Here is a 15,307-nt window from a genome sequence, read left to right on the forward strand (position 1 = left end):
AAACTCCCGCGCTTTGCCAGGGACGCGCTCAAGACATGCAGAAAATCATTCGCCAGCTCGCCGCCGAAATCAAGGTTGGCGAGAACCAGGTGAAGGCCGCCGTCGAACTGCTCGACGGAGGCGCCACGGTTCCGTTCATCGCCCGCTACCGCAAGGAAGCCACCGACGGCCTCGACGACACGCAGCTGCGTGAACTGGAAGCCCGCCTTTCCTACCTGCGCGAGCTCGAGGACCGCCGCGTGGCGGTGCTCAAGGCCATTGACGAGCAGGGCAAGCTGACCCCCGAGCTGCGTGCCGCCATCGAATTCGCGCCGACCAAGCAGGAACTGGAAGACCTCTACCTGCCGTTCAAGCAGAAGCGCCGCACCAAGGGCCAGATCGCCCGCGAATTCGGCATCGAGCCGCTGGCCGACAAACTGCTGGCCGACCCCACGCTCGACCCCGCGGTGGAAGCCAAGGCCTTCCTGCAGCCCGCCACCACGCTGGACGACGGCAAGCCGGGCCCCGATTTCTCCACCGTGCCGCTCGTGCTCGACGGCGTGCGCGACATTCTTTCCGAGCGCTGGGCCGAAGACGCCGCCCTGGTGCAGGGCCTGCGCGAATGGCTCTGGGCCGAAGGCCTGCTCAAGTCCAGCCTGATGGCCGGCAAGGACGAGAACAACGCCGACGTCGCCAAGTTCCGCGACTACTTCGAGTACGACGAGCCCATCGGCCGCGTGCCCTCGCATCGCGCGCTGGCCGTGTTCCGCGGCCGCGCGCTCGACATCCTGGACGCCAAGCTGGTGCTGCCGGTCGAGCCCGAGCCGGGCAAGCCCAGCATCGCCGAAGGCCGCATCGCGCTGCACCTGGGCTGGAGCCATGCCGGCCGCCCGGCGGACGACCTGCTGCGCAAGTGCGTGGCCTGGACCTGGCGCGTCAAGCTGGCCCTGTCGACCGAGCGCGACCTGTTCACCCGCCTGCGCGAAGACGCCGAGAAGGTCGCCATCAAGGTGTTCGCCGACAACCTGCGCGACCTGCTGCTGGCCGCGCCCGCCGGCCCGCGCGTGGTGATGGGGCTTGACCCCGGCATCCGCACCGGCGTGAAGGTGGCCGTGGTCGATTCCACCGGCAAGCTGGTCGAGACCGCCACCGTGTTCCCGCACGAACCGCGCAAGGACTGGGAAGGTTCGCTGCACACGCTGGGCAAGCTGTGCGCCAAGCACGGCGTGAACCTCATCGCCATCGGCAACGGCACCGCCAGCCGCGAGACCGACAAGCTGGCCGCCGACCTCATCAAGCTGCTGGCCAAGATGGCCGCGCAGGCCGGCGCACCCGAGATCAAGGTCGACAAGGTCGTCGTCAGCGAAGCCGGCGCCTCCGTGTATTCGGCCAGCGAATTCGCCTCGCAGGAAATGCCCGACGTCGACGTGAGCCTGCGCGGCGCGGCCTCCATTGCGCGCCGCCTGCAAGATCCGCTGGCCGAGCTCGTGAAGATCGACCCCAAGAGCATCGGCGTGGGCCAGTACCAGCATGACGTGAACCAGAGCGAGCTCGCCCGCACCCTGCAGGCCGTGGTCGAAGACTGCGTGAACTCGGTTGGCGTGGACCTCAACACCGCGAGCGTGCCGCTGCTCAGCCGCGTCTCGGGCCTCTCGGCCAGCGTGGCCAAGGCGGTGGTGCGCTGGCGCGAGGCCAACGGCGCGTTCGCCACCCGCAAGCAGCTGCTCGACGTGACCGGCTTCGGCCCCAAGGCCTTCGAGCAGAGCGCGGGCTTCCTGCGCATCCGCGGCGGCACCGATCCGCTGGACGTGACCGGCGTGCACCCCGAAACCTATCCGCTGGTCGAGCAGATCATCGTGAAGACCGGCAAGCCCATCGCCGAGCTGATGGGCCGCGCCGAGATGCTCAAGACGCTGAAGCCCGAGCTGTTCGCCAATGAGAAATTCGGCGTCATCACGGTCAAGGACATCCTGGGCGAACTCGAGAAGCCCGGACGCGACCCGCGCCCCGACTTCAAGGTGGCGCGCTTCAACGACGGCGTGGACGACATCGCCGACCTCAAGGAAGGCATGATCCTCGAGGGCACCGTGAGCAACGTGGCCCAGTTCGGCGCCTTCGTCGACCTCGGCGTGCACCAGGACGGCCTGGTCCACGTGAGCCAGCTGAGCCACAAGTTCGTGAACGACGCGCGAGAAGTCGTCAAGACCGGCGACATCGTCAAGGTCAAGGTGATGGAAGTGGACGTGGCGCGCAAGCGCATCGGCCTGTCGATGAAGCTCGATGCGGCGCCCGCGCGCCGCGACGGCCCGCGCGACAACCGCTTCGAGGGCGCGGGGCGCGGCCAGCAGCAAGGCCGCCGCGACAACTCGCCGCAGCCGGCCGGCCAGATGGCCAGCGCGTTCGCCAAGCTGCAGGGGTTGCGCAAGTAAGCCATGCCGCACGGTTCTTGCTGACGCGCCCGGCATGATGAAAGCACTGCGCATCTACGCCGGCCCCGCGGCCCGCAAGCACATCGAGCAGCACGGCCTGCGCCCGCAGGACGTGCGCACCATTCCCGGCGCGGCGGGTGGGCCCAAGGGACTGATCCTCGGACCGCTCGACCGCTTCATCTTCGGCCGCTGGCTCACGCAGAGCAGCCAGCAGGTGCACCTGGTGGGAGCTTCCATTGGCGCGTGGCGGCTGTCGACGGCATGCCTGTCGGACCCCGAGGCGGCTTTCCAGCGCTTCGAGCATGACTACGTGCGCCAGCAGTTCGAGGTGCCGCCGGGGCAGAAGCGGCTGAGCCCGCAGCAGCTCAGCGAGCGCTTTGCCGAGAGCCTCGACGATTTCTACGGCGGGCGCATTGCCGAGGTGCTGAACCATCCGCGCTACCGGCTGCACGTGGTGACTTCACGTGGGCGCCACATCCTCGGGCGCGAGGGCAGGGCGCGTACGCCGGTGGGCTACCTGGGCGCCTTCGCCACCAACAGCCTGAACCGCAAGGGTCTGGGCGCGTGGCTGGAGCGCTGCGTGTTTTCCACGCCCGGCGCGGCGCTGCCTTTCGGCACGCGGGACTTTCGCACCCGCCAGCATGCGCTGAGCGAGGCCAACTTCAACATGGTGCTGCAGGCCTCGTGCTCCATTCCGTTCCTGCTGGCGGCGGTGCACGACATTCCCGGCGCGCCGCGTGGCGCCTACTGGGACGGCGGCATCACCGACTACCACCTGCACCTTGACTACCGGCCGGCTGACGACGGCCTGGTGCTGTACCCGCATTTCCAGCAGGCGGTGGTGCCGGGCTGGCTCGACAAGGGGCTGCGCTGGCGCCACAAGGCCAGCGGCTTCCTCGACCGCATGGTGGTGCTCGCGCCCGATCCCGAATGGGTGAAGAAGCTGCCCAACGGCAAGCTGCCCGACCGCAAGGACTTCATCCGTTTCGCCAACGACGCGCAAGCGCGCATCGCGGCCTGGAGCCAGGCCACGCGCGAGGCACAGCGGCTGTCCGACGAGTTCGAAGACTGGCTTCAGCGCGACGGCGTGCCCGAGACGCTGCCGCTCTGATCCGCCGGCCTTGCCTGCCCGGCGACCGCCAGCGGCGCCGCGCAGTCGAGGATGTTCACTTCCACCTTGTCGCCCACTTTGGGCACCGCCCCGGCCGGCAGCCGGCTGGTGCCCAGCGAGCGCGAACGCACGCCGCCGTTGCGGTAGCGCACGACGGCGTAAGGCGCATCGGGCCCGCCGTCGGTGCCGCAGTCGCGGTCGACCGTGCCCGCCAGATCGGCCGCGCGGCCCACGTCGACGACCTGCGCGGCGCGCCAGCCGGCCGCGTGCGCCGCGTGGTCTAACGAATGGGCATCGAACGCGGTGCAGCCGCCGAGCGCCAGCGCGCTCAGCACCGCGGCGCGCGCAACGGACGTCACGGCGCCGCCCCTGCGACGGCGCTGATGGCCGCGGTGGCCTGGATCTCGACGCGGTATTCGGAGTCGATCAGCTTGGCTCCGACCGTGGCACGTGCCGGCGTGTGACCCGCGGGCACCCATTCGTCCCACACCGAGTTCATGGCCTCGTAGTCGCCCACGGTGCGCAGGTAGATCGTGACGCTCACCAGGTCCTTGCGGGTCGCACCCTGCGTGGCGAGCATGTCGTCGATGTGATGCAGGATCTCGCGCATCTGGCCCGTGATGTCGAGCGACGGGTTCTCCGCCACCTGGCCCGACAGATAGATCAGGCGGGCAGTGCCCAGGTCGACGGTCACCATCTCGCTGAAGCGGGGACCCATCTCGTGGCGAATGATGTTCATGGCAATGCGGATTTCGGTGCGGTGAGGGGAGCGGAAGACGAAGAAGAATCGGCAAGCTGCGCCGGCGGTGCGTTCCACCAGCCGCCGCCCAGCGCCTGGAAGAGCGCCGCTGCGTCGGTCAGCCGGAGCGCGCGCGCCTGCACGAGGTTGAGCTGCGCCTGTTGCTCGGCCTGTTGGGCGATGCGCAGCGCCAGCGGGCTGGCATCGCCCAGCCGCACCTGCGTGCGCGTACGCGCCAGGCTTTGCGATGCTGTGCGCTCGGCCTTCACGGAGGCCTGCAGCGCGCGGGTGTCCGCGTCGATGGCTTCGAGCGCATTGGCCACGTCCTGGAAGGCGCTCAGCACCGTGGCGCGGTATTGCGCTTCCGCCTGGTCGAACGAAGCTCGGGCGGCCGCTTCGCGGTGCTTGAGCGCACCGCCGTCGAACACCGTCTGCGTCACGTTGCCCGCCAGGCTCCAGAACAGCGACGACGACTTGAAGAGCTGCGACAGCGTGTAAGCCGACGAGCCGTAGCTCGCGCCCAGCGTCACATTGGGCAGCCGCGCGGCCACCGCCACGCCGATGGCGGCGCTGGCGGCCTGCAGCTGCGCCTCGGCGGCACGCACGTCGGGGCGGTGCTCGACCAGCGTGGACGGCAGCGTCTGCGGCAGTTCTCCGGGCAGTTGCAGCGCGTCGAGCTCGAAATTCGCCGTCACGCCTTGGCTGGGATAGCGGCCGGCCAGCGTGGCCAGCAGGTTGCGCTGCTGCGCCAGTTGCTTGTCGAGCGGGGGCAGGGTGGCTTCGGTGGCGGCCAGCGAGGCCTCCTGGGCGTCCACGTCGGCCACCCCGACCTGGCCCAGGCCGAGTTGCTTGCGGTAGGCCTGCAGCACTTCCTTCTGGTCCGCGATGATTGCCAGCGTGGCGCGCTGCTGGGCACGCAGCGAGGCTTCGGTGATTGCCGCCGCCACCACGTTGCTGCTCAGCGAGAGTCTGGCGGCCAGCGTCTGGAAGCGCTGCTGCTCGGTCTGCGCCTGCGCACCCTCGACCTGCCGGCGCGTGGCGCCGAACACGTCGGGCGTATAGGACACGGTCACCTGCGCCGTATGCAGCGTGTAGAGGTTCGCGTTGGACGACACCGGGCTCGCGACCGCGCCGGCCACGCGCTGCCGCGTGGGCGAGTAGCCCAGCGCCACGCTCGGCCAGAAGGCTGCGCGGTCGGCGGCCTCGTTCTCCTGCGCCACGCGCAGCGCGGCATCGGCGGCCTCGATGGTCGGGTTGCCGGCCAGGCTCTGCGCCACCAGCGCATTCAGCGGTTCCGAGCGAAAGGCCTGCCACCACTGGGCCGGCACGTCGAGGTCGGGCGAGAAGCGGGGCAGTGGCACGCCCTCGGCTTCGGTCGTGCCGGCGGGAGCGGATGTGTACTGCCCCGGCAGGTTGAGCGGCGGCCGCGCGTAGTCGGGCCCGGCCGCGCAGCCGCCCAGCAGCAGCGCGATGCCGGCTGCCATGGGCGTTGCAAGGCTTGTCTTCTTGGTCATCATTTTTTCCTCGCCTTGCTCAACGGTTGCGGCGCGAACGCAGGCCCCAGCCCTTGCGCTCGAACAGGCGCTCCAGCGCGAAGAACAGCGTCGGCAGGATGAACAGCGTCAGCAGCGTCGACACCACCAGACCGCCGACCACCACCGTGGCCAGGCCGCGCTGCACGTCGGTGCCCACGCCCGTGGCCAGCGCCGCCGGCAGCATGCCGATGGAAGCTACGGTGGCCGTCATGAGCACCGGGCGCAGCCGCTCGGTCGCGCCTTCGAGCACCGAGGCTTCCAGCGCCAGCCCTTCGCCGCGCACGCGCCGGAAGTTGGCCACCATGATGATCCCGTTCTGTATCGACACACCGAACAGCGCGATGAAACCCACCGCGGTGGCCACGTTGAGCGTTTCTCCCGCCACGTGCACCGCGATCAGCCCGCCCAGCGTGGCCATCGGCACCACGCCCAGGATCAGCGCCACGTGCCGGATCTTGCCGAACTGGAAGAACAGCAGCACCGCCATGATCGACACCACGATCAGCAGCGACACCGCCAGCCGGGCCTGCGCCCGCTGCTGGTTCTCGAACTGGCCGGCCCATTGCAGCCGGACCTTGGCGTGGTCGAACTTCACGTCCTTGGCGATGCGCTCCTGCGCTTCCACCAGGTAGGAGGCGAGGTCGCGGCCCCGGTTGTCGATGCGCACCGTGATCTGGCGCGAATTGAGCTCGTGCGAAATGGTGCTCTCGCCGGTCTGCAGCTTCACGCTGGCCACCTGCGACAGCGGGACCTTGGCGCCGCCCGCACCGTTGAGCAGCAGCGAGCCGATGGCCTCGGTGCCGCTCTTGGCCGTTTGGGGCAGCTTGACGGTCACGTTGTAGGTGCGGTCGCCGCTGTACACGGTGATGACGGGGGCGCCGCCCATGCCGGTCTGCACCAGGTTGGCCACGTCGTTCGCGTTCACGCCCAGCCGGGCGGCGGCTTCGCGGTCGAGCTTGATGACCACCTGCGGAATCGGCGGCTCCTGGAACAGCGACGCCGACGCGGTGCCGCGCACGGTGTGCAGCAGGTCGACGATCTCGTTGCCGATGCGCCGGCTTTCCTTCAGGTCGTCTCCGTAGATGCGCAGCACCAGCGGGCTGTGCGCGCCGCCCACGGCGTCGTTCACGCCGTCGATGATCGGCTGGCTGATGCCCACGTCGAAGCCCGGCATCTTCGAGAAGCGCTCGTTCAGCGTGCGCACGAAAGCTGCCTTGTTCATGCCGGCGGGCCACTCGCTGTAAGGCTTCAGGCCCACGGGCACTTCCACGTGCGAAGGCGTCCAGGGGTCGGTGCCGTCGTCGTTGCGGCCCAGCTGCGTCACCACGTAGGAAACCTCGGGGTACTCGAGCAGCACATGGCGCAGCTCGGAAGTCATTTCACTGGCCTTGTCGAGCGACAGGCCCGACGGCAGCTGCACCTGCAGCCAAAGCGCGCCTTCGTCGATGTCGGGCAGAAACTCGCGCCCGGCGGTGGCCCCCAGAACAGCCACCGCGGCCAGCGCGGCGATGCTCAGCGCATAGGCGATTGCTGGCACCCGCAGCAGGTGGCCCAGCACGCGCCGGTAGGCGCCGGTGAGCCACACCAGCGGCTTGTTGACGAAGGGCTTCATCGGCTTGCGCAGCGCCACGTAGGCCAGGCTGGGAATCAGCGTGATCGCGCACAGCAGCGCGCCCACCAGCGCATAGCCCACGGTGAAGGCCATCGGCTTGAACAGCTTGCCTTCGGCGCGCTCGAAGGCGAACAGCGGAAAGTAGGCCGTGATGATGATCAGCGTGGCAAAGAAGATCGGCCCCGACACATGGCTCACCGTCTCGAGGATGTTGCCCTCGGTCAGCGTGGCGTTGGGCTCTTCCTCGCGCCGCCGCAGGATGGCTTCCATCACCACGATGGCGCCGTCCACGATGATGCCGAAGTCGATCGCGCCCAGCGAGAACAGGTTGGCCGGCATGCGGGTGAAGTGCATCACGATGAACACAGTGACCAGCGACATCGGAATCGCCACCGCCGCCACCACCGCGCTGCGCGGGCTGCCCAGGAAAAGAATGAGCACGAAGCAAACCAGCGCCATGCCTTCGAGCACCGTGTGCGTCACCTTGTCGACCGTGAGCTTCACCAGGTCGTCGCGATCGATGTAGGGCACGATCTTCACGCCCATGGGTGCAAGCTGCGCCTGCAGCTCGTCGATCTTCTTGTGTACGCCCTCGAGCACCCTCGACGGGTTCTCGTACTTGAGCATCAGCACGATGCCTTCGATGGTGTCGGGGTTCCTGTCCTTGCCCAGGATGCCGCCGCGCTCCTGGTGGCCGAACTGCAGGCGCCCCAGGTCGCGCACCAGCACCGGCGAGCCGTTGGACTGCGACACCACCACCGCGCCCAGGTCGTCCAGCGAGGTGATGAGCCCGATGCCGCGCACCACGTAGCTCTGTTCGCCGCGCGCAATGCGCCCGCCGCCGGCGTTGGCGCTGTTGTTGTTGATGGCCGTCACCACGTCGCTCAGCGCCAGGCCGTATTTCTGCAGCGCCGCCGGGTCGAGCTCCAGCTGGAACTCCTTGGTGAAGCCGCCGAAGTTGGTGATGTTGACCACCCCGGCCACCTGGCGCAGCCCCGGAATCACGGTCCAGCGCTGGATCTCCGAAAGCTCCATCAGGTTCTTGGTGTCCGACTCCAGCGTGTAGCGGTAGATCTCGCCCGCCGGGCCCGCCACCGGGTCCAGCCCCGGCTGCGCCCCAGAGGGCAGCGAGACCTGGCCGATGCGCTCGGTCACGCGCTGGCGCGCGAAGTAGTCGTCGGTGCCGTCCTTGAAGGTCAGCGTGATCAGCGAGAGCCCGAAGGTGCTGCTCGAGCGGATCGAGGCCAGCCCAGGCGTGTTGCTCAGCGCCCGCTCCAGCGGCGTGGTGATCTGCTGCTCGATTTCTTCCGAAGCCAGGCCATTGACCTGGGTCGTGACCTGCACCGTCACGTCGCCCAGGTCGGGATAGGCCTCGACCGTCATCTGCGTCCAAGACCAGGCGCCGAACAGCACCAAGGCAATGGACATCGCCCAGACCAGGTGTCTGCGGCGAAAGAACTGGGTGATGATGAGATTAATCATTCAGCAGCACACCACCACGCACCACCACACGCTCGCCGGCATTCAGGCCGCTGCGAATGCGCACCTGGTCGCCGTCTTCGCGGCCCAGCTCGACCACCCGCCGCACGAAGGTCCAGGGCTCGGCCTCGACGAACACGCTCACGGCGTCGTTGTTCATCAGCAGCGCCGACGCCGGCACCTGCGGCTGCGCCCCTTGCGGCACGCCGAGCACGGCGGTGGCGTACATGTTGGGCTTGAACAGCCCCTCGGGGTTGGCGAACACGATGCGCGCCTTGGCGCGGCGCGTGTCGGCGTCGAGCACCGCACTCACGAAGCCGACCTTGCCGGTGAAGCGGCGACCCGGGTAGGCGGCCAGCGTGACCGTCACGTTCTGGCCGGGCGCAACCGCGCCCACCACGTTCTCGGGCACGTTCACCGTCACCCAGACCGAGTCGAGGTTGGCCACCGTCATCAGAGTGGCCGTGGCGTCGTTCAGGTTGGCGCCGGCGCCGGCGTTCAGCGCGGTGACCGTGCCCGACATGGGCGCGACGATCTTCAGCAGCTGGCCGGCCTGCGCACCGCTGCCGTCCGCGCCCAGGCTGTGCAGGCGTGTCTCGCTGCGGCGCAGCTCGGCCGTCTGCTGCGCGACGGCGCTCTGGGCAGCTTCGACGTCCTTGGCCGCGTTGGAACCGGCCTCGTTCACGCCGCGCGCACGCACCAGCGCACGCTGCGCCAGGTCGAGCGCGTCGCGGGCCTTCTGTGCGTCGGACACGGCCTGCGCCAGGTCGGGCGAGGTCATCGTGGCCAGTACCTGGCCGCGCTTGACCGTGTCGCCCAGGCGTACCTTCAGCTCGACCAGCTTGCCGGTCAGCGGCGGCAGCACGTTGACGGTGCTGGCCGGGTTGGCTTCTACCGTTGCGGGCAGGCTCACGTCGTGCGGCGAGGCCTGCTCGCCGACTGTGGCCACGCGAAGCCGGTCGCGCAGCGGCGAGCCATCGGGCACGCTCAGCCGGTTGCCCTGGCGGACCAGCATCGGCGCCGGAGCGGCAGCGGCCACGGTGGCCGCATGGGCGGTGTTGTCGAAGGAGTCGACGCACAGCGCCGCGCAGGTCAGCACGCCGAAGAAAATGCGCGCCGGCGTGATCTGGTAGAGGGATTTTTTCTTCATCTCAGGACATCCGTTGGGGCCGGACGCACCGCGCAAGGAATCCCTTTCCATGCCCTTGATCTGTCCCGTCGCCCCAAGGGAGGTTAAGAAAGCACGACTGAAGAAGCTCCCAAGAAATCCTGAAGTTTTCTTCAGAATCGGGGGCACGGCGCCCGCCGGGCGCGGCATGATCCACCCCGATGAGAATTCTGTTGATCGAAGACGACCGCAAGGCCGCACGCCTGCTGGCCCGCGGGCTGCAGGAAGAAGGCTTCGTGGTCGATGTGGCGCACACGGCCGAGGAGGGCGACGAGGAAGCCTTCGTCATCGCCTACGACCTGATCGTGCTCGACTGGATGCTGCCCGGCAAGGATGGCCTGACCCTGTGCCGCGACCTGCGCCAGCGCGGCTGCAAGACCCCGGTGCTGATGCTCACCGCCCGCGACGCCCTGAGCGACCGGGTCGCCGGGCTGAACACCGGTGCTGACGACTACCTGACCAAGCCCTTCGCCTTCGACGAACTGCTGGCGCGCGTGCGCGCCTTGCTGCGTCGCTCCGAGATCATGCGGCCGATGGTGCTCACGCTGGCCGACCTGAGCCTCGATCCGCTGAGCCAGCGCGTGATGCGCGGCGGCACGGTGCTCGACCTGACGCACAAGGAGTTCGCGATCCTGCAGATATTGCTGCGCCATGCCGGCGAGGTGGTGAGCCGCTCCCGCCTGGCCGAGCAGGTGTGGAAGGACGACCTGATAGCCATCGACAACCTGATCGACGTGCACATCAGCAACCTGCGCCGCAAGGTCGACGCGCCGCCGGCGCCGCCGCTGATCCAGACCGTGCGCGGACGAGGCTTCAGGCTGGCGCCGGCCGAAGACAACCCCGGCGGCAGCCATGCTGCTTAGCTTCCGCAGGCGGCTGGCGCTGGCGCACGTCAGCGTGATCGTGGTGGTGATGACGATCGCCGCCCTCGGCTCGTACTTCGTGTTCTCGCGCAACGTGCACGGCGAGCTCGACGCGGCGCTGCTCGCGCTGGCCGAGACCGAGCTCGGCATGCTGCTGTCGGCAAACGCCGGCGACGCGGTCATCGTGCACGAGGCACCGCCCGGTCCGGCCGCGCCTTCGTTCGTGCGGCTCGACCGGCTGGTGCAGATCGTCGACACCGAAGGCCGCGTGCTGGCGCGCAGCAGCAACCTCGGCGAAGCGCAACTGCCCATTCCGCCCGTGCTGCGCGAGCGCCTGGCCGCCGGCGAGACCGTGTTCGAGACGCTCGACGGCTTCGGCGAGGAACCGACCCGAATGGTGTCGGTGCCTGTACCGGGACATCAGAAGCTGCTGGCGGTGCAGGTCGCGGGCTCGCTCGACGACGTGAACCGCACCCTGGGCATGGCGAGCGTGCTGTTCCTGATCCTCGGCATTTCCCTGCTGCTGGCGCTGGCAGCGGCGGGCGCGCTCATCACGCGGCGCGCCTTCGGCGCCATTGCCGACGTGGTGCAGCAGGCAAGGCACATCGGCGACGCCAACCTCGGCGAGCGCCTGCCGCACCCCGGCACGCGCGACGAGATCGGCCGGCTGGTCGACACCCTCAACGACATGCTGAGCCGCATCGAGAACGGCATGGAGGCGCAGCGCCGCTTCACCTCCGACGCTTCGCACGAGCTGCGCTCGCCGCTGTCGCGCCTGCGTACCGAGCTGGAACTCGCGCTGCGCCGGCCGCGCGAGCCGGCGGCATACGTCGAAACGCTGCATTCGTCATTGGAGGAAGTCGAGTCGCTCACGCTGCTGGTCGAAGAGCTGCTGGTGCTCGCCCGCATCGACGCCGGCCAGGAGCGCGACGCGGCCGAGAAGGTATCGCTCAACATGCTGGCCGAGGACGCGGTGCGCCGCCTGGAGCCTATAGCCCGGGAGCGCCGCCTGTCGCTGGTGCTGGAGCCCGCGCCGCCGGTGGCCGCGCGTGTGGCGCGCGGCGCGGCCAGCCTGGCGCTGGCCAACCTGCTGGACAACGCGCTCAAGTTCTCGCCGCCCGGCACGGTGGTAAGCGTGAGCGTGCGCGCCGACCTGGAGGCCAACGAAGCAATCATCAGCGTGTCGGACCACGGGCCCGGCATTCGCGGCGACGAACTGCCGCACCTGTTCGAGCGCTTCTATCGCGGCGCCACCGCGCGCTCGGACGAGAACACGCCGGGACTCGGCCTGGGGCTGGCGTTGTCGCAGGCGGTGGTGCATGCGCACGGCGGGCGCATCGAGGCGGCGAACGAAGCGGGGGGCGGGGCGCGCTTCGACATGCGGTTGCGGCTGGCGCGTTGAGACACGGGCAGTCCGCTGAGATGGTTACCTGGGTGGCGGGCTCTTCGACAGCGGCGAGCCCGGCGTCAGCCAGAAACCAGGATCGTCCGCCGTGCGCGGGAACGACGCAGGCGGCATGGGCGCGGGTGTGGGCCTGGGTTGCTGCGAGGGGGCCTCGGGAGGCGCGGGAGGCGGCAGGTCTCCGCGCCATGCGGTCGGTGGCGAAGTCCATGCGCGTGCTGTTGCAATCTCTTTGTCCATGAGCGCCTTCGTCCGCTTCTGGTTGCGCTGCAGCGAGGCATCCACTGCCGCCAGCGGCACCGGCGGTTTCCACAGATCCTTGACCAGACAGTCGAGCACCAGGCGATCGAAGGCGGGGCCGAAATTGCCTTTCTGATGCGCCTGGCCGTGGTAGCCGAGGATCTCCGACGTGTCCGCGCATTTCTTCGCATCGACCTTGCCTTTGGTCAGCGTGGCCACGGTCTTCCTGGCGACGTCGAACTGCGCGATTGGCGGTGGTGCCGGTGGCGGTGACGGCGGACTGGGCTGGTTCCAGACAGGCGGCTGCAAGGCCGAGGGCACCTTGAACGGCTCCGGGCGGGTTTGGCTCGGGTCGACGAGCCGTGGATAGCTTGCAGCGGGGGGCGTGTAGCTGCTGGACGAGTGGTTGGAGGACAGCATCTGGCCGAGGCCGCCAAGCACCAGCAGCACCAGAAAGAAAATGCCGGCCGGGCTTTGCCGGCTCTGGCCGCTCGCCGCACTGGCGCCGGGGGTCTTGCGTGCCTTTGCCGCCGTGCCGTTGGGCTTGCCGGTGACGGCCCGGCGCCAGCGCGGTACCTCGGTGTCCCATTGACGCCACTTGAGGATGTTCTGCGTGTTGGTGACCACGTGCAGCCAGTTCGGCCAGGTGGCACACAGCTGCTCGGCCAGCGGCAACTTCTGGATCAGCTCGCGGTCGCTGGGCCGACGTCCGTGGCGAAGGCGGCGGATCATGTCGCGCTGGGGCGCGCGCTGCGTATCGACCTGGCGGTCGTACATCTCCAGTTCGCGAATGGCCACGTCGATGAAGTGCCCCGCATGCCCCAGCCGCAAGAGGCGGCTGCGGTCTTCTCTCCACTTGAAGCAGTCCATGGCCGGCCCGAAGAGAAACTCATGACCCGGCTTCCAGCCCTGCGCGAGGATCGACGCCACACCCCACTCGAACAGGAACTGCGCATCGAGGTCAAGCAGCCGCGCGTCGTCCAGCATGCCTTCGAGCAGCTTGCGACCTTCGGGCAGGCCTTCGGGCGGGCGGATCTTCAGCCGCTCCTGCAGCTCGTCCAGCACCGCACGGGCGATGGTTTCGGAGTCGGCCAGCCGGGTTGGTGATGCGGTTGCCTCATCGGTGCTCTCGGGCGCCGGCTCGGCGGGCGTGGCTTGCGGCGGCTGCGCTTCTTGCGCTGCGGCCTGCGCCCGTTGCTGCATGTAGTTCGCCCAGCCCATCGCCGTCTCGTAGGCTTCGCGCAGGGCCTGGAAGGCCTCGGGCTCGGCCTCCTGGTCGATCTGCTTCAGGCGCTGCGCATAGGCACGGCGTATGGCGCGTTCGTCCGCGTCATCGCCGAGGCCGAGGTGCTGGAGAAAAGGTAGCTGCTGCTGGCTCATGGCGCTTGTGTGGTGCGGGAGTCTTCAAACTGGCGACGGCTCGAGATGGCTCACGAGCTGAGCTTGAAGTTGAATGGGGCGTGGTACCAGGACTCGACGTCCTTGCCATCTACGCGGGCCGGATAGAAGGTGGCGGAGCGGATGGCATTCACAGCGGCTTCGTCGAGCAACGCATGCCCAGATCCGTGCACGACGCGGACATCGCCGATTTCACCGTTCTTGCGGATCAGCACGCCAACGATCACCCGTCCCTGCAGTCCCTCGCGCTTTGCCTGCGCGGGGTAGGCGATCCTGGGTTCGGTGCGGTAGCGCGCGGGCCCGTTGAAAGGGGGCGGGGCAGTTTGCTGCAAGGCCTGCGTCAGCTCTGGCGGCGCGGCCCGAACCGCCGCCGGACCGGCGGCGATCATGGCCTGGCCGGTGGGGACGCTCCACCACAGCAGGGCGCCGAGCGCCAGGAACAGCAGCGACACGAACGCAAGCAGGCGAGCCGGCGAAACCGGCTTTCCGGTCGAACGCGGTGCGGCCTGCCGTTGTTGCCGCGCGCTGGCAAGCTCCTGCTCCCACGTACGCCATTGCGCGATGTTCTTCGTGTTGGTGACGATATGAAGCCAGTGCGGGTAGAGCGATGCCATGTGCTCCACGGCGGGCGTGCACATGGCCAGCACCTCGTCGTCCGGCCGTTCGTTCCTGCGCAGCAGCTGAATCAGTTGCTCGCGCGATGCGCCGTTGTAGATCGGCGCCTCGCGGCTGCCGAAGGCTTCGAGCTCGACGATTGCGCTGTCCACGATCTGACCCTCGCGGCCCAACGACAGCAGACGTGCCCTGTCGTGGCGCCAGTCGAAAGCCTCCACGGCCGCGTCGAACAGCAGCTCGTGCCCAGGTTGCCAGCCCGACGCGAGGATGGCCGCCACGCCCCACTCGAAGAAAAAGCGGGCGTCCATGTCGATGAGGCGTGGGTCGTCGAGCGCCCGCTGCAGGTGCTCGCGCACCGATGCGGGCTCGGTGAAGCCTCGTTCGCGAAAGGCCTGCGCCAGTTCTGCACGCAGGGTCTCTGCCATCGCGCGCGGATCACGCGGATCAGGTTGCGCCGCCATGGGCTCGGTTGCCGCGGCTGCGTCTGGCTCCGGTGCGGAGGAGGGCGCGGGTTCAGGCTGCGCCTGGCTCTCTGCCGGCTGTTGCAGGCGCCACTGCAGCCAGTTCATCGACGTTGCATAGGCTTCGCGAAGGGCCTGGAAACTCTCGGGGTCGGCCTCCGGGTCGATCTTCTTCAGGCGTTGTGCGTAGGCGCGGCGAATGGCGCGCTCGTCCGCGTCCTCGTCGAGATCCAGGTACCGGAGAAACGGCACGGAACTGTTCATGGGGCTCCCGGC

Annotated in this window: 11 protein-coding genes; 4 read left to right on the forward strand and 7 right to left on the reverse strand. The window is 68.8% G+C overall.

The genetic code is table 11. The features are described 5' to 3' along the window. The first annotated feature begins 35 nt into the window (after positions 1-35). The gene (locus ACWV14_RS16605) at positions 36-2,408 is read left to right on the forward strand and encodes a Tex family protein (protein WP_454908327.1); all 2,373 of its coding nucleotides are present in this window, start codon (positions 36-38) and stop codon (positions 2,406-2,408) included. Between the two features lie 37 nt (positions 2,409-2,445). Beyond that, on the forward strand, positions 2,446-3,519 hold the full coding sequence (locus ACWV14_RS16610) for a phospholipase (protein WP_454908822.1): 1,074 nt from the start codon (positions 2,446-2,448) through the stop codon (positions 3,517-3,519). On the opposite strand, the gene ACWV14_RS16615 is transcribed toward ACWV14_RS16610, so the two are convergent. Genes ACWV14_RS16615 through ACWV14_RS16635 form a run of 5 tightly spaced genes read right to left on the reverse strand, consistent with a single transcriptional unit; the run spans position 3,483 to position 10,034 of the window. Next, positions 3,483-3,878, reverse strand: coding sequence for a hypothetical protein (locus ACWV14_RS16615; RefSeq protein ID WP_454908326.1), 396 nt, complete (start codon positions 3,876-3,878; stop codon positions 3,483-3,485). The two genes, ACWV14_RS16610 and ACWV14_RS16615, sit on opposite strands and share 37 nt — an antisense overlap. Beyond that, a complete protein-coding gene (locus tag ACWV14_RS16620; protein WP_454908325.1) occupies positions 3,875-4,258 on the reverse strand; it encodes a RidA family protein in 384 nt (127 codons plus the stop codon). The genes ACWV14_RS16615 and ACWV14_RS16620 overlap by 4 nt, the downstream gene beginning before the upstream one ends. Continuing rightward, positions 4,255-5,772, reverse strand: coding sequence for an efflux transporter outer membrane subunit (locus ACWV14_RS16625; protein WP_454908324.1), 1,518 nt, complete (start codon positions 5,770-5,772; stop codon positions 4,255-4,257). Before ACWV14_RS16625 ends, ACWV14_RS16620 begins: the two co-directional genes overlap by 4 nt. A 19-nt stretch (positions 5,773-5,791) precedes the next feature. Further along, on the reverse strand, positions 5,792-8,887 hold the full coding sequence (locus ACWV14_RS16630) for an efflux RND transporter permease subunit (RefSeq protein ID WP_454908323.1): 3,096 nt from the start codon (positions 8,885-8,887) through the stop codon (positions 5,792-5,794). Then, on the reverse strand, positions 8,880-10,034 hold the full coding sequence (locus tag ACWV14_RS16635) for an efflux RND transporter periplasmic adaptor subunit (protein WP_454908322.1): 1,155 nt from the start codon (positions 10,032-10,034) through the stop codon (positions 8,880-8,882). The genes ACWV14_RS16630 and ACWV14_RS16635 overlap by 8 nt, the downstream gene beginning before the upstream one ends. A gap of 179 nt (positions 10,035-10,213) precedes the next feature. Here ACWV14_RS16635 and ACWV14_RS16640 point away from each other — a divergent pair, with 179 nt between their 5' ends. Both ACWV14_RS16640 and ACWV14_RS16645 read left to right on the forward strand, forming a co-directional pair. Then, the gene (locus ACWV14_RS16640) at positions 10,214-10,915 is read left to right on the forward strand and encodes a response regulator transcription factor (protein WP_454908321.1); all 702 of its coding nucleotides are present in this window, start codon (positions 10,214-10,216) and stop codon (positions 10,913-10,915) included. Further along, positions 10,908-12,317 carry a sensor histidine kinase gene (locus tag ACWV14_RS16645; protein WP_454908821.1) on the forward strand — a complete coding sequence of 470 codons (1,410 nt, stop codon included), beginning with the start codon at positions 10,908-10,910 and terminating at the stop codon, positions 12,315-12,317. Before ACWV14_RS16640 ends, ACWV14_RS16645 begins: the two co-directional genes overlap by 8 nt. 24 nt (positions 12,318-12,341) lie before the next feature. On the opposite strand, the gene ACWV14_RS16650 is transcribed toward ACWV14_RS16645, so the two are convergent. Beyond that, positions 12,342-13,937, reverse strand: a complete 1,596-nt coding sequence (locus ACWV14_RS16650) for a hypothetical protein (RefSeq protein WP_454908320.1) — start codon at positions 13,935-13,937, stop codon at positions 12,342-12,344. A 50-nt stretch (positions 13,938-13,987) separates the two neighbouring features. Beyond that, positions 13,988-15,295, reverse strand: a complete 1,308-nt coding sequence (locus ACWV14_RS16655; protein ID WP_454908319.1) for a TonB family protein — start codon at positions 15,293-15,295, stop codon at positions 13,988-13,990. Between the last annotated feature and the right edge of the window lie 12 nt (positions 15,296-15,307).

The organism is Variovorax durovernensis (assembly GCF_977011995.1).